The 20185-nt window shown below is 71.6% G+C and carries 13 protein-coding genes; 4 read left to right on the top strand and 9 right to left on the bottom strand.

What is annotated here, in order from left to right:
• Window positions 1-8: 8 nt before the first annotated feature.
• Window positions 9-644, bottom strand: a complete 636-nt coding sequence (locus ACIP60_RS20500) for a disulfide bond formation protein DsbA (RefSeq protein WP_400686454.1) — start codon at window positions 642-644, stop codon at window positions 9-11.
• 183 nt (window positions 645-827) lie between these two features.
• Between ACIP60_RS20500 and pepN the strand changes: the two genes are divergently transcribed.
• Entirely contained in the window at window positions 828-3479 is a 2652-nt protein-coding gene (pepN, locus tag ACIP60_RS20495; RefSeq protein ID WP_400686452.1) for an aminopeptidase N, read from the top strand.
• A 110-nt stretch (window positions 3480-3589) separates the two neighbouring features.
• On the opposite strand, the gene ACIP60_RS20490 is transcribed toward pepN, so the two are convergent.
• From ACIP60_RS20490 to acnA, 5 genes are all read right to left on the bottom strand, one after another.
• Window positions 3590-4543 (bottom strand): carbohydrate ABC transporter permease, encoded by a 954-nt coding sequence (locus ACIP60_RS20490; RefSeq protein ID WP_400686450.1) that lies wholly within the window; start codon window positions 4541-4543, stop codon window positions 3590-3592.
• Between the two features lie 10 nt (window positions 4544-4553).
• Window positions 4554-5486 carry a carbohydrate ABC transporter permease gene (locus ACIP60_RS20485; protein WP_100836155.1) on the bottom strand — a complete coding sequence of 311 codons (933 nt, stop codon included), beginning with the start codon at window positions 5484-5486 and terminating at the stop codon, window positions 4554-4556.
• Between the two features lie 127 nt (window positions 5487-5613).
• Window positions 5614-7011 (bottom strand): N-acetylglucosamine/diacetylchitobiose ABC transporter substrate-binding protein, encoded by a 1398-nt coding sequence (gene ngcE, locus ACIP60_RS20480; protein ID WP_400686447.1) that lies wholly within the window; start codon window positions 7009-7011, stop codon window positions 5614-5616.
• A 423-nt stretch (window positions 7012-7434) separates the two neighbouring features.
• On the bottom strand, window positions 7435-8757 hold the full coding sequence (locus ACIP60_RS20475; RefSeq protein WP_400686445.1) for a glycoside hydrolase family 18 protein: 1323 nt from the start codon (window positions 8755-8757) through the stop codon (window positions 7435-7437).
• A 153-nt stretch (window positions 8758-8910) separates the two neighbouring features.
• Window positions 8911-11571: an aconitate hydratase AcnA gene (gene acnA / locus ACIP60_RS20470; protein ID WP_400686443.1), complete on the bottom strand. Its 2661-nt coding sequence runs from the start codon at window positions 11569-11571 to the stop codon at window positions 8911-8913.
• A 527-nt stretch (window positions 11572-12098) separates the two neighbouring features.
• On the opposite strand from acnA, the gene ACIP60_RS20465 reads away from it, so the two are divergent.
• Entirely contained in the window at window positions 12099-12494 is a 396-nt protein-coding gene (locus tag ACIP60_RS20465) for a type II toxin-antitoxin system VapC family toxin (RefSeq protein ID WP_400686441.1), read from the top strand.
• A 156-nt stretch (window positions 12495-12650) separates the two neighbouring features.
• A complete protein-coding gene (locus ACIP60_RS20460) occupies window positions 12651-13232 on the top strand; it encodes a superoxide dismutase family protein (protein ID WP_400686439.1) in 582 nt (193 codons plus the stop codon).
• A gap of 40 nt (window positions 13233-13272) precedes the next feature.
• Here ACIP60_RS20460 and argF read toward each other — a convergent pair whose 3' ends face one another.
• The 3 genes from argF to ACIP60_RS20445 all read right to left on the bottom strand — a co-directional run bounded on the left by argF (window position 13273) and on the right by ACIP60_RS20445 (window position 18837).
• A complete protein-coding gene (argF, locus tag ACIP60_RS20455; protein ID WP_400686437.1) occupies window positions 13273-14274 on the bottom strand; it encodes an ornithine carbamoyltransferase in 1002 nt (333 codons plus the stop codon).
• Window positions 14275-14524: 250 nt separating this feature from the next.
• A complete protein-coding gene (locus ACIP60_RS20450) occupies window positions 14525-17128 on the bottom strand; it encodes a polynucleotide kinase-phosphatase (protein ID WP_400686435.1) in 2604 nt (867 codons plus the stop codon).
• On the bottom strand, window positions 17125-18837 hold the full coding sequence (locus ACIP60_RS20445; RefSeq protein WP_400686433.1) for a 3' terminal RNA ribose 2'-O-methyltransferase Hen1: 1713 nt from the start codon (window positions 18835-18837) through the stop codon (window positions 17125-17127). Before ACIP60_RS20445 ends, ACIP60_RS20450 begins: the two co-directional genes overlap by 4 nt.
• 101 nt (window positions 18838-18938) lie before the next feature.
• Here ACIP60_RS20445 and dapD point away from each other — a divergent pair, with 101 nt between their 5' ends.
• Entirely contained in the window at window positions 18939-19928 is a 990-nt protein-coding gene (gene dapD, locus ACIP60_RS20440) for a 2,3,4,5-tetrahydropyridine-2,6-dicarboxylate N-succinyltransferase (protein WP_400686431.1), read from the top strand.
• Window positions 19929-20185: the final 257 nt, after the last annotated feature.

The following is a 20185-nucleotide window of genomic DNA, read 5'->3' as shown; positions in this document are numbered from 1 at the left end:
TGCGGGGCCTACTCGAAGGACGGGCCCGCGGTGCGGGTGCGCTTGATCTCGTAGAAGCCGGGGGTGGAGGCGACCAGGACCGTACCGTCCCAGAGCCGGGCGGCGGCCTCGCCGCGCGGGGTGGGGGTGACGACCGGGCCGAAGAAGGCGACCCGGTCGCCGTCCGGGCCGTCGACGGCGATCACCGGGGTGCCGACGTCCTCGCCGACCAGGCCGATGCCCTCGGCGTGCGAGGCGCGCAGCGCGTCGTCGTACGCGTCGGTGTCGGCGGCGTCGGCCAGTTCCTCGGGCAGGTCGGCGGCGCGCAGCGCGGCGACGACGGTCTCCCGGGTGTTGGGCAGGCCCTGGTTGTGGAAGCGGGTGCCGAGCTCGGTGTAGAGCGGGCCGAGCACCTTGTCGCCGTGCGCCTGGGCGGCGGCGATCAGGACCCGGACCGGGCCCCAGCCGGCGGCCAGCAGCGCGCGGTACTGCTCGGGCAGGTCGTCCCGGTTCTCGTTGAGGACGGACAGGCTCATCACGTGCCAACGGGTGTCCACCGGGCGGAGCTTCTCGACCTCCAGCATCCAGCGGGAGGTCATCCAGGCCCAGGGGCAGATCGGGTCGAACCAGAAGTCGGCGGTCTTGCGGGAGGCTGCGGTCGTCACGGACGGCGTCCTTCGGAGTCGGCGGGCAGGAGTGGTCGGGGTGTCCCCCGGAATGCAACCGCCGGGCGCCCGCGATGATTCCGCGCCAGTGCAATGGCACAGGTCGGACGGCGTGAAAGGATGCCCCCGAAGGAGCGCCATGAACGTTCCGCGACCGCGTGTTCCGTACAGAGGAGTACCGACGTGCCCGGCAAGAACCTGAGCCGCGAGGAGGCCCGAGACCGGGCCGCGATCATCCGGGTGGAGAGCTACCGCGTCCACCTGGACGTCAGCGCGGCGGCCGACCCCGGCCGGCCCACCTTCCGTTCCACCACCCGGATCTCGTTCGACTGCGCCGAGCCGGGCACGAGCAGCTTCGCCGACCTGCTGGCCCCCGAGGTGGTCTCGGTCGAGCTGAACGGCCTGCCGCTGGACCCGGCCGAGGTGTTCGACGGCACCCGGGTGGCGCTGCCGGTGCTGGCCGCGCACAACCGGCTGACCGTGGTCGCCGAGTGCGCGTACAGCCGCACCGGCGAGGGGCTGCACCGCTTCGTCGACCCTGCGGACGGCGAGACCTACCTGTACACCCACTACGAGCCGGCCGACGCCCGCCGGGTCTTCGCCAACTTCGAACAGCCGGACCTGAAGGCCCCGTTCACCTTCACGGTGACCGCCCCCGCCGCCTGGGACGTGTACGCCAACGCGGTGGCCGAGCGCGTCAGCGCGACCGGGCCCCTCCTGCCCGGGGGCGGGCGAGGAGGGCAGGTCGTCGACGAGGGCGCCGCCCGCACCTGGGAGTTCGCGCCGACCCAGCCGATCTCCACCTACCTGACCGCCGTGGTGGCCGGCCCGTACCACGTGGTGCGCGACCACTACACCCGCGAACTGCCGGACGGCGGCCGGCTGGAGATCCCGCTGGCCGCCACCTGCCGGCGCTCGCTGGCCCCGTACTTCGACGCCGACGAGATCCTCACCGTCACCAAGCAGGGCCTGGACTTCTTCCACCAGGAGTTCGACTACCCGTACCCGTTCGGCAAGTACGACCAGTGCTTCGTCCCCGAGTACAACATCGGCGCGATGGAGAACCCCGGCTGCGTGACCTTCCGCGAGGAGTTCGTCTTCCGCTCGAAGGTCACCGAGGCCGCGTACGAGTCCCGGGCCAACGTGATCCTGCACGAGATGGCGCACATGTGGTTCGGCGACCTGGTCACCATGAAGTGGTGGGACGACCTGTGGCTGAAGGAGTCGTTCGCCGACTTCATGGGCTCCTACGCGCAGATCGGCGCCGGCACGAAGTACCGCTCCGCCTGGATCACCTTCGCCAACCGCCGCAAGGCGTGGGCCTACCGGCAGGACCAGTTCCCCACCACCCACCCGATCACCGCGGACATCCGCGACCTGGAGGACGCCAAGCTCAACTTCGACGGCATCACCTACGCCAAGGGCGCCGCCGTCCTCAAGCAGCTGGTCGCCTACGTCGGCCGGGACGCCTTCTTCGAGGGCGCCCGCACCTACTTCAGGAAGCACGCCTTCGGCAACACCGTGCTGGACGACCTGCTGGACGCCCTGGAGGAGACCAGCGGCCGCGACCTGCGCGCCTGGTCCGCCGCCTGGCTGCAGACCTCCGGCGTCAACACCCTGACCCCCGAGCTGGCGCACGACGCCGAGGGCCGGATCACCGAGCTGGCGATCCGCCAGGACGGCACGCCGGCGCGCCCGCACCGGATCGCGGTCGGCCTGTACGACCGGGCCGAGGACGGCGCGCTGCGCCGCACCGACCGCTACGAGCTGGACGTGGCCGGGGAGCGGACCGTGGTCGCCGCGGCCGCCGGGCGTCCGGTGCCCGCGCTGGTGCTGGTCAACGACGACGACCTGACGTACGGCAAGGTCCGCTTCGACGAGCGCTCGCTGGAGACCCTGCGCACCGGCCTCGGCGACCTCGCCGACACCCCGGCCGACGGCCCCGGCGCGGACGCGGACGCGCCCAGCCTGGCCCGGGCGCTGGCCTGGTCCGCGGTGTGGAACCTGACCCGGGACGGCCTGATGCCCACCCGGGACTACCTCGACCTGGTGCTGCGCTTCGCCGGCCGGGAGTCCGACGTCGGCGTCCTGCAGTCCCTGCACCAGCAGGCCGGCATCGCGCTGGCGGTGTACGCCGACCCGGCCCGCCGCGCCGAGTACGGCACCGCGCTGGCCGAGTGCGCGCTGCGCGAGCTGGAGCGGGCCGCCCCCGGCAGCGACCACCAGCTGGCCTGGGCCCGGTTCCTGGCCGACACCGCCGAGCGCGCCGACCACCTGCGGCTGCTGCGCGGCCTGCTCGACGGGACCGACCGGATCGACGGCCTGACGGTCGACCAGGAGCTGCGCTGGAACTTCTGGCTGGCGCTCGCCGCGCACGGGCGGGCCTCCGCCGAGGAGCTGGCCGCCGAGCTGGCCCGCGACAACACGGCCGGCGGCCGCCGCCGGCAGACCCAGTGCCTGGCCGCGCTGCCCACCCCGGAGGCCAAGGCCGAGGCCTGGTCCTCGGTGGTCGACTCCGACGAGCTGCCCAACGCCCTGGTCGAGGCCCGGATCGCGGGCTTCGACCAGCCCGGGCAGCGGGAGTTGACGGCTCCCTACGCCGAGCGGTACTTCGCCGCGCTGGAGTCGGTCTGGGCGGAGCGCTCGATCGAGATCGCGATGCGGATCGTCGGCGGCTTCTTCCCCCGGCACCAGACCACCCCGCGGACCCTGGCGGCCACCGACGCCTGGCTGTCCGCCCACCCGGACGCCGCCCCGGCGCTGCGCCGGCTGGTGCTGGAGTGCCGGGACGACCTGGCCCGGGCGCTGCGGGCCCAGGAGTGCGACGCCCGGTAGCGCGGGCCGGTCGTACGGGCCGGTCGTACGGGCCGGTGACGCGGAGTGGGGCGGCTCCCTCCTCTGGAGAGGGAGTCGCCCCACGTGCGAGGGTGGTGCGGCGGGTGCGGCTACTTCAGGGTGGCCGAGGTCAGACCGGCCTGGACCTGGCGCTGGAAGGACAGGTACACCACCAGCACCGGCAGCATCGCGATCGTCATGCCGGCGAACAGGCCGGGGAAGTCGCTGGCGTAGCCGGACTGCTGGGCCAGGTTCATCAGGCCCTGGGCGAGCATCGAGCGGTCCGGGTCGGTGCCGCTCTGCTGCTGCATCAGGGTCAGCGGCAGCAGGTACTGGTTCCACTGGCCGAGCACGTTGAAGATGAACACGCTGATCAGGCCGGACTTCGCCATCGGCACCATGACCTGGAAGAACGCCCGGCTGTGCGAGCAGCCGTCGATCATCGCGGCCTCGTGGACGGCGCTGGGCAGCGACCGGAAGAACGAGTGCAGGAAGAACACGGTGAACGGCAGCGAGTAGGCCGTGTAGACCAGGATCAGGCCGACGTACTGGTTCAGGCCGAGCCAGGGGATGACCGTGCCGAGGTTCTTCACCATGAAGAACAGCGGGACGAGCGCCAGGTACACCGGGAACATCGCGCCGGCGACGAAGAAGTAGTAGATGGTCCGGTTGCCGCGGAACTCGTACCGGGCCAGCACGTAGGCGGCCATCGAGCCGAGCAGCATGGTCAGGGTGAGCGAGCCCGCCAGCACGATCACGGTGCTGAGGAAGAAGTCGCCGATGCCCTTGTCCCAGGCGCGGGTGAAGGCGTCGAGGCTCCAGTGCGAGGGCCAGCTCCAGGCGCTGTCGCCGATCTCGGTGTTGTTCTTGAACGAGCCGAGGACGATCCAGAGCAGCGGGACGATGATCAGCACCGCCCACAGGGCCAGGAAGCCGTGCGAGAAGACGTTGAGGACTCCCCCGCCGTCGGCGAAGCGCTGGTCCTTGCCGGGCTTGCCCGGCCGGTCGTTCCCGCCGCTGCGCTGGGCCGGGACGGCGGTGGTCGCGTCGGTGTTGGTGCTCATGCCGGGAACCTCAGAACTCGATCTTCTCGCGCCGGGTGACCCGGAGCGAGACGACGGACAGGACCAGGGTGATGAAGAAGATCACCACACCCATGGCACAGGCGTAACCGGCCTTGCCGAAGATCAGGAAGTTGCGCATCAGCAAGGTCGCCATGATCTCGCTGTGGTGGTCCGGGCCACCGCCGTAGTAGGCGCCGGGCGTCATGGTGGAGACCAGGGCGAAGGCGTCCATGGCGGCGATCGCCAGGTAGACCCAGGCGGTCTGGATGCTCTCCCAGAGCAGCGGCAGCGTGATCTTGAAGAAGGTGGTGCCGCGCTTGGCGCCGTCCAGCAGGGCGGCCTCGTAGATGTCCTTCGGGATGCTCTGCATGGCGGCCGAGAACAGCACCAGGTAGAAGCCGACGCCGGACCAGATCAGCACGCCCATGACGCACCACAGGCCGAAGGTCGGGTTGGACGCGAAGTCCCAGGGGTGGGCCTTGTCGACGATGCCGAGCCCGATCAGGACGCCGTTGAGCAGACCGCCCTTGTCGGTCCGGTACACGCCCTGGAACAGCACCGACAGGATGGCGACCGACAGCACCTGCGGGAAGAAGAAGACGATCTTGTAGAAGGCCGAGCCGCGCACGCCCTGCACGCCGCCGGTGCCGCTCTTGCCGCCCACGTTGAGCATGAAGGCGAAGAACAGCGCCAGCAGGATGGTGGTGATCGGCAGCACGATCAGCAGCAGCAGGTTGTGCTGGAGCGCGCCGAGGAAGGCGCTGTCCTTGAAGAGCGCGGTGTAGTTGTCCAGCCCGATGAAGTTCATGTCGGGCGAGGCGCCGGACCAGTCGGTCAGCGAGTAGCCGAAGGTCTGCAGGTAGGGCCAGATGACCAGGGCGATGTACAGCACGACGGGAACCACGAGGAACCCGAAGATGAAGGGTGTTTTACGGTGTCGCATGGGAGCTGCTCCTGTCCGCCGACAGCCTGTGGTCAGACAGGCCTGGAACTGCGGTAGCGCGTGGAACGGCCGGGGCCCGCGAGCGGGCCCCGGCCTTGCGGTGACAAGCCGTCGGCCTGCTGGGGTGTCAGATCTTCTTGGAGGTCGCGGCCTTGCCGCGGGCGACCCACTCCTGCGGGGTGATGCGCTTGTTGACCAGCTCGTTGGTGGCGTTCTCGATCTCGGTGTCGAACGCGGTCTGCAGGTCCTGGAAGCTGAAGTTGAAGGTGACGTCGCCGGCCGCCTTGACCGCGTCGGCGGAGGACTTGGTGCCCGGCTTGAGGGCGACGTCGGGGTTGACGCCGTCCTTCAGCACGGTCAGCGAGTTCGCGGTGGCCACGAACTTCGAGGAGCCGTCCTTGGTCAGCATCATGCGCAGGAACTCGAGGCCGCCGGCCTTGTTCTTGGCCTTGCTCGGGACCATGAACGGCTCGCCGGCGCCGGCCCAGAGCGCGGTGCCGGGCAGCTTGTCGCCGGGCAGCGAGGGGATCGGCAGGAAGGCCATGTCGAAGTCGGCCGGGGTGGAGGCCAGCATCTCGTTCTCCAGCCAGGAGCCGGACGGGATGAAGGCGGCCTTGCCCTGGCACCAGGCGGTCTGCGACTCGGTGTGGGTCATGCCGTTGGTGCCGGGGAGGAGGAAGTCGCCCTCCATGATCTTGTTGAACGCGCTGACGCCGGCCAGCACCGCCGGGTCGTCCCAGGCCGCCGTGTCACAGGCGTTGATCTTCTTGACCAGGTCCAGGCCGCCCTGCTTGGCGATCAGGCTGAAGATCACGTAGTTCGCGTAGTAGGGGTACTTGCCCTGGTGCGCGAACGGGGCGATGCCGGCGGCCTTGATGGTGCCGCAGAGGGTGATGAACTCGTCCCAGGTCTTCGGCGGGGTCCAGCCCTTGTCCTTGAAGAGCTTGGCCGAGTACCAGAGGCCGAACACGGTGTAGACGTAGTTCAGCGAGTACATCTTGCCGTCGATGGTGCCCTGCTCGACGGTGCCGGGCAGCAGGACGTCCTTGATCTTCTTCGTCGGGTCGTCCAGGTACGGGGCCTCCAGCAGCACCGACAGGTCGGTGAGCTGGCCGGCGCTGACCAGGACGTCCGCCTTCATCGCCTGGGCGCCGGAGTTGTCGAAGACGTCCGGCGGGGTGTTGGCGTTGAAGCGCGGCTGCAGCTTGCCGCTGATCTCCTGGGTGCCCAGGTGCGAGACGGTCGCGCCCGCGTACGCCTTCTTGTAGGCGTCCTCGAACACCTTGGCGTAGTCGTCGCCGTAGCCGCCCTTGAAGATCACGACGTCCAGCGGGTCGCTGTCCTTGACCCCGAACGGGTTCTTGCTGTCGCCGCCGAGCGTCGGAGCGGCGCTGGACTTGCTGTCACCGCTGCCGGAACCGCCGGCGCAGGCGGCGAGCAGCGAGGTGCCGCCCGCGGCGAGGACGGTGATCGCGGCCGCGCGCTTGAACAGGTCGCGACGGTTGTACTCAGTTGCAGAGCCCATGAGTGCCCTAACCCCTCAGTTCCAGAAGAAGTGGACCGGAGCTGACGTCACGTCAACTCCCGCGGCCCGAAAGGTGCCCAGCGGCGAAGGTGCCGGTCAGAGGCGGTGTGATGATGCTGCAAAGGTATAGTCCACTGTTCACCCAGCGGCAATAGTCAGCAGGTCGGATAACAAACCTGACGACCGAACCGTTGTTCGCGATGCAGCATGTGCAATGTGCAGGAACCCTGCGAATTACGTGTCCGCGCCAGGCATGAAGGGGAATCTAGCGCGTTGTTGCTCGAAAGAACATAGAAACGCGCAGCTCTGCGCATCACAGTGCTCTAACTGTGATGCGCGAAGCTGCGCGTCGGCTGCCCCGGCGGGAGGTGAGCGGGGGTCAGCGGGGGTCAGCGGGAGACCGGCCGGGGGTCCGGCCCGGGATCAGTCGTCCCGGAGGCCCTTGTCCAGGGCGGAGACCAGGCTGCCCCGGGCGTCGTCGTTGTCCAGCGACCAGGCCATCACGCCGCCCAGGTCGTTCTCCTCGACGTAGCGCGCCTTGCGGGTCAGCAGGTCGGGGGTGTCGTACGTCCAGAACTCGGTGCCGTCGTACTTCCAGGTCGCCCCGTGCGCGCGGTCGGTGAAGACCGTGCCCGGCAGGTCCTTGATCTGGTTGTAGGGCAGGTTCCCGCCCCGGGACAGGCCGGTGGCGGACTGGTACAGGCCGTTCTTCTTCGGGCCGGCCGGCACGCCCGTCCAGCCGTAGCCGTAGAACGGGACGCCCACCACGGCCTTCTTGGCGGGCAGGCCGCGGTCCAGGTAGGTCCGCACCACCCGGTCGACGCTGAGCTGCTGCCCGGAGGCGTCGGCCCGGTCGGTGTACAGGTTGGCGTCGTGGTTGGTCGGGCCCTGGGCCTCCCACGGGCCGTGCAGGTCGTAGGTCATCAGGTTCAGCCAGTCCACCGACTTGGCGACCTTCCCGACCTCCAGCTGGTCGATCTTCGACTCGCCGGCCGGGACCGCGGCGGTGAGCAGGTAGTGCGGGCCCTTCCGGCCGGACAGCGCGTCCAGCTGGCGGCGGAACTCCTGCATCAGCAGGGTGTAGTTCCGCTTGTCCTCCGGGCGCACCACGTTGCCCGCGTCACCGCCGCCGCCCGGGTACTCCCAGTCGATGTCGATGCCGTCGAACACCCCGGCGCCCGCGCCCGCGCCGCCCTCGACCGAGCCCAGCTGCGGCAGGTCGCCCTTGAGGTACAGGTCGATGCAGGAGGAGACGAACTTCTTCCGGGAGGCGTCGGTGAGCGCCGCGTCCGAGAAGTACTTGGACCAGCTCCAGCCGCCCAGCGAGACCACCGCGCGCAGTTGCGGGTTCTGCGCCTTGAGCTTGCGGAGCTGGTTGAAGTTGCCCTTGAGCGGCTGCTCCGCGGTGTCGGCCACGCCGTCCACCGACTCCTCGGCGCCCACCGGGCGCTGGTAGTCGGCCCAGGCGTCGCCCAGGCCGGCCCCGTTGGCCTCGAAGCAGGTGCCGTCGGCGGAGACGTTGCCGAAGGCGTAGTTGATCACGGTCAGCTTGCCGGCCTGGCCGCTGGTCTGGACGCTCTTGGCCGTGAAGCCGCTGTAGATGCCCCACTGGGTGAAGTAGCCGACCCGCTGGCCCTCCAGCCGGTGGTTCCTTGCGTGGTCGTCGTTCCCGTGGGCCTGGGCCGGGGTGGCGGCGAAGGAGGCGATCAGGACGGCCGCGAGGACCGCAGATGTGCGTCTGGTCATTCCGTGAATCTCTCCGATTCAGCGTCAATTGGTATGGACCATGTGCTGAGGGAGAGGTTTAGTCCATCGACACCGGAACGCACAAGGGGCCGGACCGCTCGATGCGGTCCGGCCCCTCGGCCCACCGGCTGCCGGAACAGCCGCCGTGCCTGCTCAGCCGATGAGGCTGCGCAGCACGTACTGCAGGATGCCGCCGTTGCGGTAGTAGTCCGCCTCGCCGGGGGTGTCGATGCGCACCACGGCGTCGAACTCGACGGTGCCGCCCGCCGGGCCGACCGCCTTGACCTTGACGGTCTTCGGGGTGCGGCCCTCGTTCAGCTCGGTGACCCCGGTGAACTCGAAGGTCTCCTCGCCGGTCAGGCCCAGCGAGTCGGCGTTCTCGCCGGCCGGGAACTGCAGCGGCAGGACGCCCATGCCGATCAGGTTCGAGCGGTGGATGCGCTCGTAGGACTCGGCGATGACGGCCTTGACGCCGAGCAGCGCGGTGCCCTTGGCCGCCCAGTCGCGGGACGAGCCGGAGCCGTACTCCTTGCCCGCCAGGACCACCAGCGGGACGCCCGCGGCCTGGTAGTTCTGCGAGGCGTCGTAGATGAACGACACCGGGCCGTCGGCCTGGGTGAAGTCGCGGGTGTAGCCGCCCTCGGTGCCCGGCGCGATCTGGTTGCGCAGGCGGATGTTGGCGAAGGTGCCGCGGATCATCACCTCGTGGTTGCCGCGGCGCGAGCCGTAGGAGTTGAAGTCGCGCTTCTCCACGCCGTTGGCGGTCAGGTACTGCGCCGCCGGGGTGCCGGGCTTGATGTTGCCGGCCGGGGAGATGTGGTCGGTGGTGACCGAGTCGCCCAGCTTGGCCAGCACCCGGGCGCCGGAGATGTCGGTCACCGGGCTCGGGGTCTTGGCCATGCCCTCGAAGTACGGGGGCTTGCGGACGTAGGTGGACTCGGCGTCCCACTCGAAGGTGTCACCGGTCGGGACGGGCAGCGACTGCCAGCGGTGGTCGCCGGCGAAGACGTCCGCGTAGTCCTTGGTGAACATGTCCTGGTCGATGGAGCCGGCGACCACCTGGGCCACCTCCTGCTCCGACGGCCAGATGTCGGCGAGGAAGACGTCGTTGCCGTCGGCGTCCTGGCCCAGGGCGTCCTTGGTGATGTCGACGTTCATGTTGCCCGCGAGGGCGTAGGCGACCACCAGCGGCGGGGAGGCCAGGTAGTTCATCTTGACGTCGGGGTTGATCCGGCCCTCGAAGTTGCGGTTGCCGGAGAGCACCGAGACGACCGCGAGGTCGGACTCGTTCACCGCGGCGGAGACCTCCTCGGGCAGCGGGCCCGAGTTGCCGATGCAGGTGACGCAGCCGTAGCCGACCAGGTTGAAGCCCAGCTTCTCCATGTACGGGAGCAGGCCGGCCTTCTCGTAGTAGTCCATGACGACCTTGGAGCCGGGCGCCAGGGTGGTCTTGACCCACGGCTTGACCGAGAGGCCCTTCTCCACGGCCTTCTTCGCCAGCAGGGCGGCGCCCAGCATGACGGAGGGGTTGGAGGTGTTGGTGCAGGAGGTGATCGAGGCGATCACGACCGCGCCGTTGTCGATCTCGTAGGTCGAGCCGTCGGGGGCGGTGACGGCGGTCGGCTTCGAGGCCTCGGCGGAGTAGGCCGGCAGCGCCTCGGCGAACTTGGCTGCGGCCTCGGCCAGGACCACCCGGTCCTGCGGGCGCTTCGGGCCGGAGATCGACGGGACGACGGTGGAGACGTCCAGCTCCAGGTACTCGGAGTAGACCGGCTCGACCGACGGGTCGTGCCAGAGGCCCTGCTCCTTGGCGTACGCCTCGACCAGGGCGAGCTGCTGCTCGTCGCGGCCGGTGAGCTTGAGGTAGCTGATGGTCTCGGCGTCGATCGGGAAGATCGCGCAGGTCGAGCCGAACTCCGGCGACATGTTGCCGATGGTGGCGCGGTTCGCCAGCGGGATCGAGGTGACGCCCTCGCCGTAGAACTCGACGAACTTGCCGACCACACCGTGCTTGCGCAGCATCTCGGTGATGGTGAGCACCAGGTCGGTGGCGGTGGTGCCGGCCGGGAGCTGGCCGTTCAGCTTGAAGCCGACCACGCGCGGGATGAGCATCGAGACCGGCTGGCCGAGCATCGCGGCCTCGGCCTCGATACCGCCGACGCCCCAGCCCAGCACGCCCAGGCCGTTGACCATGGTGGTGTGCGAGTCGGTGCCGACGCAGGTGTCGGGGTACGCCTGGCCGCCGCGGACCATGACGGTGCGGGCCAGGTGCTCGATGTTGACCTGGTGGACGATGCCGGTGCCGGGCGGGACGACCTTGAACTCGTCGAACGCGGTCTGGCCCCAGCGCAGGAACTGGTAGCGCTCCTTGTTGCGGCCGTACTCGATCTCGACGTTCTGGACGAAGGCGTCCGGGGTGCCGAACTTGTCGGCGATGACGGAGTGGTCGATGACCAGCTCGGCCGGCGCCAGCGGGTTGATCTTGGACGGGTCGCCGCCCAGCTCCTTCACGGCCTCGCGCATGGTGGCCAGGTCGACCACGCAGGGCACGCCGGTGAAGTCCTGCATGATCACGCGCGCCGGGGTGAACTGGATCTCCTCGGACGGCTCGGCCGTCGGGTCCCAGCCGCCGAGGGCGCGGATGTGGTCGGCGGTGATGTTGGCGCCGTCCTCGGTGCGGAGCAGGTTCTCCAGCAGGACCTTGAGGCTGTACGGCAGCCGCTCGGAACCCTCGACGGCGGAGAGCTTGAAGATCTCGTACGACTCGTCGCCCACCTGCAGCGAGCTGCGGGCGTCGAAGCTGTTCGCGGACACGACTGACTCCTTCTTGGTCCACCCGGTGGTAAGGTAAGCCTTGGCTAACCTGCCTGCCGCCGCCTACCGAGCCGATGATGGAAGGCCTGCGCCTCTCGGTAAGTATCTTGACGTCAAGATAAAGCGTAGCGCGGAATGTATCTCGATGTCGAGATAAACCATAGTGCATGGGCTCCGGCCGCACTCCACCGGCTCACCCCGCCATGCCGCGGGAGCGCCGACACCCACAGCCTCCCACCACGGGGCCCCACTTCGCCCCTCGGGCACCCCTGCCGGGACGCCGCCCCGACTGCTCCGGACGCCTTGCGGGCGCCTTCCGACGCCCGCCGGGCGCCTACCGGTCGCCTTGCGGGGACAACGCAGCCTTCCGCCCCGCGCGTCCGTCCCGGTGGTGGGGCGGATGCACGGGCGGGAGGGTGCGCGGGCGGACTTCGGACGGCGGCAAGGGCCCGCGGGCGGCCGGTGCGGCGGGCACCCCTGCGGCGGGGCGGCGGGGCGGGCGGACTAGCGTGTGCCGGGTGATCGTGGTGGACGCTTCCGCAGTGGTGCTGTCGCTCTCCGACCGGGGCCCCCGGGGCGACGCGGCCCGGGCCGCGCTGGCCGCCGACCCGGAGTGGGTGGCGCCCGAGCACGTGGTGATCGAGGTGATGCAGTCGCTGCGCGGCCTGTACCTCGCCAAGGAGCTGACCGCCGAGGAGGTCGCCGGGATCACCCGCCGACTGCCCGGCCTGGCCATCCGCAAGGTGGAGGTGGCCCCGCTGCTCGGCCGGATCTGGGAGCTCAGGGACAACCTGACCCCGGACGACGCCGCCTACGTCGCGGTCGCCGAACTCCACGGCGCCCCGCTGGTCACCGCCGACCTGCGGCTGATGCGCGCCAGCGGGCCGCGCTGCGAGATCCGCGGGATCACCGCGGCGGGCTGACCGGGCGACCGGCCCCGCCGCACCGGTGCTGCTGTTCGAACGCCGCTTCCCGTACGGGTGACGGCGGGCGGCGGTGCGGCACGGCGGCGTGCGCGGCGCGGCGTGGGCGGCCACCGTGGCGGGTGTCGTCCCCGCACGCCCGTCGGAAGGTCCGCGATGCCCCTGTCCCCCGCTGTCGGTGCGCTGCTGGTGCCGCTCGCCCTGCTGCCGATCGGCCCGCCCGCCGCCCAGGGCCCGGCCGGTCCTCCCGGGCAGGCCGGCTCCTCCGCGCCGGTCGGACCGGCCGGGGCCGGGGTCGACCGGATGGTGGACGCCCGGTTCGACCGGGCGGACGGTTTCGTCCCGGCCCGGGCGATCACCCACGCGCCCGACCTGGTGCCGTACGGCTCGCGGGTGCGGGTCACCGTCGACCGGGCGGCCGGGCGCACCTCCGTCACGGTGCGGCTCGCCGGGGTGGCCGGGGCGCACGAGTTCCCCGCGCACGTGCACACCGGGTACTGCGGCGCCGACCCGGCGTCCTCCGGGCCGCACTACCAGCAGGTGGCCGGGTCGGACGCCGTCGACAACGAGGTGCGGATGACCGTGCGCACCGACCCGGGCGGGACGGGCACCGCCTCGGCGACCGTCCCGTGGGGGTTCCGGCCCGACGAGGCGCACTCGCTGGTGCTGCACGCGGGGACCCCCGTCGGGCCGTACGCCGCGGCCGACCGGGCGGCCTGCGTGGACGTCGGCTTCTGAGCCACCTGCGGGAGCGCGAACGCGGGCCGGGCGCCCCGGCTCAGGAGCCGAGGGTCGCCACCATCACGGCCTTGATGGTGTGCAGGCGGTTCTCGGCCTGGTCGAAGACCACGGAGTGCGCGGACTCGAACAGCTCGTCGGTGCACTCCAGCTCCGTCATGCCGGTGAGCTCGTACATCTGCCGGCCGATCTCGGTGCCGAGGTCGTGGAACGCGGGCAGGCAGTGCAGGAACTTGACCGCCGGGTTGCCGGTGGCGCGCACCGTGTCCATCGAGACCTGGTAGGGCTTGAGCAGCGCGATCCGCTCGGCCCAGACCTCCTTGGGCTCGCCCATCGACACCCAGACGTCGGTGTAGAGGAAGTCCGCCCCCGCCACCCCGGCCGGGACGTCCTCGGTCAGGGTGATCCGGGCGCCGCTGGTCTCGGCCAGCGTCTCGGCCGCCTTGCGGATCTCCTCCGCGGGCCAGAGCGAGGACGGCGCGACGATCCGGATGTCCATGCCCAGCAGCGCGCCGGTGATCAGCAGCGAGTTGCCCATGTTGAAGCGGGCGTCGCCGAGGTACACCAGGGTGGTCTCGTTCAGCGGCTTGGTGGAGTGCTCCTGGATGGTGAGCACGTCGGCCAGCAGCTGGGTCGGGTGCCACTCGTCGGTCAGGCCGTTCCAGACCGGGACGCCCGCGTACGCGGCCAGTTCCTCGACGATCGCCTGCCCGTCGCCGCGGTACTCGATGCCGTCGTACATCCGGCCCAGCACCCGCGCGGTGTCCTTGATCGACTCCTTGTGCCCCATCTGCGATCCGGCCGGGTCCAGGTAGGTGGTGGTCGCGCCCTGGTCGTGGGCGGCCACCTCGAAGGCGCAGCGGGTGCGGGTGGAGGTCTTGGCGAAGATCAGCGCGATGTTCTTGCCGCGCAGCCGGGGCTGCTCGGTGCCCGCGTACTTGGCGGCCTTCAACTGGGCCGCCAGGTCGATCAGGTGACGGAACTCCTGGGGAGTGAAGTCGAGCTCCTTGAGGAAGTGCCTGTTCCGGAGGTTGAACGCCATACCGGTCTCCTGGGTCGATCAGCGGACTGAGACGGGAAGTGTATACGAGGAGTCGAATATTCATGCAACACTTCGATGGCCGACGCGTGACCGGGCCAGGAGAACGCACGGACCGCGCAGGGACCGCGCACGGACTGCACACGGACGGACACGGACGGGGCCCCGAGGGTGCTCCCGTCCGTGTGCCGTACCGGTCCCGCACCGCCCGGGCGCATCCCTGCCGCTCGGGCCCGTCCGTGCCGTCCGGGTGTCAGAGCCGGGGGTCGACCGGCTCGGACTCCAGGGCCAGCACCGCGAACACCGCCTCGTGCACCCGCCACAGCGGCTCGCCGGCCGCCAGCCGGTCCAGCGACTCCAGGCCGAGCGCGTGCTCGCGCAGGGCGAGCGAGCGCTTGTGGCCGAGCGAGCGCTGGCGCAGCCGGTCCAGGTGCCGGGTGTAGTCCGGGCCGTAGATGATCCGCAGGTACTCCCGGCCGCGGACCTTCAACCCGGGCTGGACCAGCCGCCCGGAGCCGTCCCGGTGCAGCGGGTCGACCGGCTTGACCACCATGCCCTCGCCACCGGCGCCGGTCAGCTCCTCCCACCAGGCGACGGCGGCGGCGACCGAGGACTCGTCCCCGGTGTCGACCAGCAGCCGCCCGGTGCGGTGCAGCACCGGCTGCGCGGCGGCCAGGTCGGCGGCCGTCCGGTCGGCTTCCACCAGCCGGTCGATCAGGGCGAGGTGCTCGGTGTGCGGGCGCAGGGCCAGGTTGGCGCCCTCGGCGGCGAGCAGCTGGAACGGGGCCAGCCGGATGCCGTCGAGGCCCTCGGTGGGCCAGCAGTAGCGCCGGTACGCCTCGGTGAAGGCCAGGGCGTCGGCGGCGCGCTCCTGCTGGCGGTCCGCCAGCTCCGCCACGTCCAGCCCGCGGTCGGCGGCCCGGGCGAGGGCGTCGAGCGCGGCGGGCAGCGCGGCTCCGGCGGCCGCGCCGACGGCGGCGTACTGGCGGCGCAGCAGCTCGACCGCCTTGAGCGACCAGGGCAGCAGCTCGGCGTCCAGCAGCAGCCAGCCGGTGTCGAGTTCGTCGAACAGGCCGGCGTCCTCGGCGGCGGCCCGGAGCCGGTCGAGGATCGCGCCGGTGAGCCGCTCGTCGCTGAGGAAGGCGCGGCCGGTCCTGGTCCAGATCGCGCCCGGGCCGGGCAGGCCGAAGCGCTTCTCCAGGGCGGCGGCGTCCCGGGCGACCAGGACGACGGCCCGCGAGCCCATGTGCTTCTCCTCGCAGACCACCTGCCGCACCCCGTCGTGCCGGTAGGCGAAGAACGCCTCCTCGGGGTGCTCCAGCAGGCCCTCGCGCCGGGAGGTCGGCGAGGGGGCCATGGTGGGCGGCAGGTAGGCGAGCAGCCGCGGGTCGAGCGCGAAGCGGCTCATCACCTCCAGCGCGGCGGCGGCGTTCTCCTCCCGGACGGCGACGTTGCCGAACCGGGCGGTCTCCACCACCCGGCGGCCGGCCACGTCCGCCAGGTCGAGCGGGCGGCCCTCCCGGCCGCCGGGCGCGTCGGTGTGCATCGGGCGGACCGGCTCGTACCACTCCTGCTCGGCCGGGACGGCGACGATCTCCCGCTCCGGGTAGCGCAGCGCGGTCAGGCTGCCGCCGAACACGCAGCCGGTGTCCAGGCAGATGGTGTTGTTGAGGAAGCTCGCCACCGGCACCGGGGTGTGGCCGTAGACCACCAGGGCGCGGCCGCGGTACTCCTCGGCCCACGGGTAGCGCACCGGCAGGCCGTACTCGTCGGTCTCGCCGGTGGTGTCGCCGTACAGCGCGTGCGAGCGGACCCGGCCGGAGGCGCGGCCGTGGTACTTCTCCGGCAGACCGGCGTGGCAGACCACCAGCGCGCCGCCGTCCAGCAGGTAGTGGCTGACCAGGCCGCGCATGAACTCCCGCACCCGGGACCGGAACTCGTCGCTCTCGGCGGACAGCTGGTCGATCGACTCCTGGAGGCCGTGCGAGACGGTGACCTTGCGGCCGCCCATCCAGCGGCCGAGCTTGTTCTCGTGGTTGCCGGGGACGCAGAGGGCGTGGCCGGCCTCGACCATGCCCATCACCAGGCGCAGCACGCCCGGGGTGTCCGGGCCGCGGTCGACCAGGTCGCCGACGAAGACCGCGGTGCGGCCCTCGGGGTGCGCGGCGTCCACGGCGCGGCCCCGCTCGTCGCGGGTGAGCGTGTAGCCGAGCCGCTCCAGCAGCGTCTCCAGCTCGGAGCGGCAGCCGTGGATGTCGCCGACGATGTCGAACGGACCGGTCAGGTGCCGCAGGTCGTTGTACCGCTTCTCCGGGACGATCTCGGCGCGCTCGACCTCCTCGGCCCCGCGCAGCACGTGCACCTTGCGGAAGCCCTCGCGCTCCAGCCCGCGCAGCGAGCGGCGCAGCTCGCGCTGGTGGCGGGGGATCACGTGGGCCGGCAGCTGCCGGTCCGGCCTGGCCCGGTTGCGCTCGGCGCACACCTCGGCCGGGACGTCCAGCACGATCGCGATCGGCAGCACGTGGTGCTCCCGGGCGAGGGCGACCAGCTGGCGGCGGGCCTCCTGCTGGACGTTGGTGGCGTCGACCACGGTGAGCCGGCCCGCGGCGAGCCGCTTGCCGACGATGTAGTGCAGCACGTCGAAGGCGTCGGCGGAGGCGGACTGGTCGTTCTCGTCGTCGGCGACCAGCCCGCGGCAGAAGTCGGAGGAGACCACCTCGGTGGGCTTGAAGTGCTTGCGGGCGAAGCTGGACTTGCCGGAGCCGGTGCTGCCGATCAGCACCACCAGCGAGACGTCGGTGACGGGCAGTCGGCGGCCTGCCCGGGCGGGGGTCGTCTCCGGGGTTTCGGTGGTCATCGGTGGGCGCTCCCTTCCGGGGCGGAGTCGTACGACGGGGTGCCGGCGGCGCCGGTCGCGGTGGTGTCGGCGGTGTGGTGGGTGGTGCGGGTGGTGCCGGTCGCGGTGGTGCTGTCGGCCGGGTCGGGTTCGACGATGCGGAAGTGCGCGAGCTGGGTGGGCGCGCCGACCTCGGGGTCGACCGGGCCGACCGGCCCCAGCTCGACGCGGTAGCCGTAGGCGGCGGAGACCTGCTCCGTCCAGGCCGCGAACTCGGCGCGGCTCCACTCGAAGCGGTGGTCGTCGTGCCGCCGGTGCCCGGCGGGCAGGCTCTCCCAGCGGGCGTTGTACTCGACGTTCGGGGTGGTGACCACGACCGAGGCGGGCCGGGCCGCACCGAACACGGCGTACTCCAGCGCGGGCAGCCGGGGCAGGTCGAGGTGCTCGATGACCTCGCACAGCACCGCCGCGTCGTAGCCCTTCAGCCGGGCGTCGGTGTACGTCAGCGCGCCCTGGACCAGCCTGACCCGGCGGGCCTGCCGCTCCGGCAGCCGGTCCAGGCGGAGCCGGCGGGCGGCGATCGACAGCGCGCGGGAGGACACGTCCACGCCGAGCACCTCGGTCACCCGCGGCTCCTTGAGCAGCGCGCCCACCAGCTCGCCCTGCCCGCAGCCCAGGTCGAGCACCCGGGCCGCGCCGGTGCGGGCCAGCGCCGCCAGGATCGCCGTCCGCCGCTGCACGGCGAGCGGCCCCCCGCGCTCCCGGCCGCCCGCCGCGTCACCGGCGCGCTCGGCGTCGGTGGCGGTGGCGGTGGCCGAAACCCGGTCGGTCAGGCCGGTCAGGTCGGTCAGGTCGGTCGATCCGGTGGCGTCCACCTCCTCAGCGGCCTCCGTGGTGTCCGGGGTGTCCGGCACGTCCGGAACGGCGTTGTCGATCTCCTCGGCCTCGCGGTCGTCGGCCTCGGCCAGGCGGGCCAGGGCCAGGCGTTCCATGGCGATCTTGGTCAGCGACCAGCGGCGGGCCAGGTAACGACGGATGATCAGGGCCCGTTCGGGGTGCTCGGCCAGCCAGCCCTGACCGGCCGCGAGCAGCTTGTCGACCTCGTCGGGGGCGACCCAGTAGTGCTTGGCCCCGTCGAGGACCGGCAGCAGCACGTAGAGGTGCTGCAACGCGTCGGCGAGCCGCAGGGTGCCGGTCAGTTCGAGCCGCACGTAGCGGGAGTCGCCCCACTCCGGGAAGGACTCGTCCAGCGGGACGGACCGCACGTCGACCTGCCAGCCCAGCGGGGCGAACAGCCGCTCCACCAGCGCGGGGCCCTCGCCGCCGGCCACCGGGACGGCGGGCAGGGCGATCCGCAGCGGCATCGCCCGGCCGGGCAGTTCGGGCCGGTGGGCGCACTCCCCCTTCATCGCGGACCGGTAGACCGTGCGCAGCGCCACCGCGAGCAGCGAGGAGGCGGCGTACGGGCGGTCGTTGACGTACTGGGCGAGCGCGAGGTCGGGCGAGCCGGACCGGCCCTGGCCGCGCCCCTGGCGGAGCAGCGCCGTGGGGTCCACCTCCAGCAGCAGCGCGGCGGTGCACACCTGCTCCCCGGCCTCGGGGTAGAAGACGTGCGCCGTGCCGTGCGTGGTGGTGAACCGCTGCACCTTGTCGGGGTGCTTGTGCAGCAGGAAGCCAAGGTCGGAGGCGGGGTTCTCGGCGGTGCCGGTGGTGGAGATGGATACGAACACCCGACCGAGTATGACCTGCGGGTCTGTGCGGGAGCACCAGGTTTTGTCCGTCCGGTGAGCGTGTTGGTCAGCCCTCGGCCTGATTCGTTACGGTGCGGGATGTGACTGCTGAAACCTCCACCCCCGCAAGTGGCGCGGTGGCCGCCGGCCTCGCGACCATCGCCGCCGACGGCACCGTGCTCGACACCTGGTTCCCGGCGCCCGAGCTGGCCGCCGCCCCCGGCCCGTCCGGCACCGTCCGACTGAGCGCCGAGGAGGCCGAACTGGCCCTCGGCCCGGGCGCCGCCGAGGCGCTCCGCACCGACGCCCGGCGCGGCGTCGAGGTGGTGGCGGTGCGCACCACGATCTCCTCCCTGGAGGAGAAGCCGCTGGACGCGTACGACGTCTACCTGCGGCTGCACCTGCTCTCCTCCCGCCTGGTGAAGCCGCACGGCCAGAACCTGGACGGCATCTTCGGCCTGCTGGCCAACGTCGCCTGGACCTCGATCGGCCCGACCCCGGTCGCCAACGTGGAGCAGGCCCGGCTGGCGGTGCGTGCCCAGGGCGGGCAGCTCGCCCTGTACGGCATCGACAAGTTCCCGCGGATGACCGACTACGTCGCGCCGTCCGGCGTCCGGATCGCCCACGCCGACCGGGTGCGCCTGGGCGCGCACCTGGCCGAGGGCACCACGGTGATGCACGAGGGCTTCGTCAACTTCAACGCGGGCACCCTGGGCACCTCGATGGTCGAGGGCCGGATCAGCGCCGGCGTGGTGGTCGGCGACCACAGCGACATCGGCGGCGGCTCCTCGATCATGGGCACCCTGTCCGGTGGCGGCAAGCAGGTCGTCTCGGTGGGCGAGCGCTGCCTGCTGGGCGCCAACGCGGGCATCGGCATCTCGCTGGGCAACGACTGCGTGGTCGAGGCCGGTCTGTACGTGACGGCCGGCACCCGGGTCACCACGCCGGACGGCTCGGTGGCCAAGGCGGTGGAGCTGTCCGGCCAGGATAACCTGCTGTTCCGCCGCAACTCGCAGTCCGGCGCGGTCGAGGTGATCGCCCGCTCCGGCTCGTGGGGCGGTCTGAACACGGATCTGCACGCGCACAACTGACCTCCTGTCAGGTGGTTTCCGCCGGGCGGCCGGACCGCTGCTCCCCAGCAGCCCGGTCGCCCGGCCCGTCCTGCGGACCCGGCGCGCCCGGTGCGCCCGGTGGGCCGGCGGACGCCGTGGCCCGGCGCCGTAGCCGAGCGGGGGCGGGCCCCGCAAACCCGGCTCACTCCTGCGGCTGACCGGGACCGCCGGTTGGACCTCAACGGGTGGTCCGGGGTGACCGCGCGCGGCGGGGGCTCGTTGGACCGGCGGTGCCG

This window comes from Kitasatospora sp. NPDC088783 (genome assembly GCF_044750705.1).
Classification (GTDB): domain Bacteria; phylum Actinomycetota; class Actinomycetes; order Streptomycetales; family Streptomycetaceae; genus Kitasatospora; species Kitasatospora fiedleri.
Note: the sequence above shows the minus strand (reverse complement) of the source record. Positions and strands in the feature narration are given on the sequence as shown.

Coding starts and splice junctions, on each gene's coding strand:
- ACIP60_RS20490 (WP_400686450.1), bottom strand. CDS start 4,543: ATGAGCACCAACACCGACGCGACCACCGCCGTCCCGGCCCAGCGCAGC.
- ACIP60_RS20485 (WP_100836155.1), bottom strand. CDS start 5,486: ATGCGACACCGTAAAACACCCTTCATCTTCGGGTTCCTCGTGGTTCCC.
- ngcE (WP_400686447.1), bottom strand. CDS start 7,011: ATGGGCTCTGCAACTGAGTACAACCGTCGCGACCTGTTCAAGCGCGCG.
- ACIP60_RS20475 (WP_400686445.1), bottom strand. CDS start 8,757: ATGACCAGACGCACATCTGCGGTCCTCGCGGCCGTCCTGATCGCCTCC.
- ACIP60_RS20460 (WP_400686439.1), top strand. CDS start 12,651: ATGCCCCTGTCCCCCGCTGTCGGTGCGCTGCTGGTGCCGCTCGCCCTG.
- argF (WP_400686437.1), bottom strand. CDS start 14,274: ATGGCGTTCAACCTCCGGAACAGGCACTTCCTCAAGGAGCTCGACTTC.
- ACIP60_RS20450 (WP_400686435.1), bottom strand. CDS start 17,128: ATGACCACCGAAACCCCGGAGACGACCCCCGCCCGGGCAGGCCGCCGA.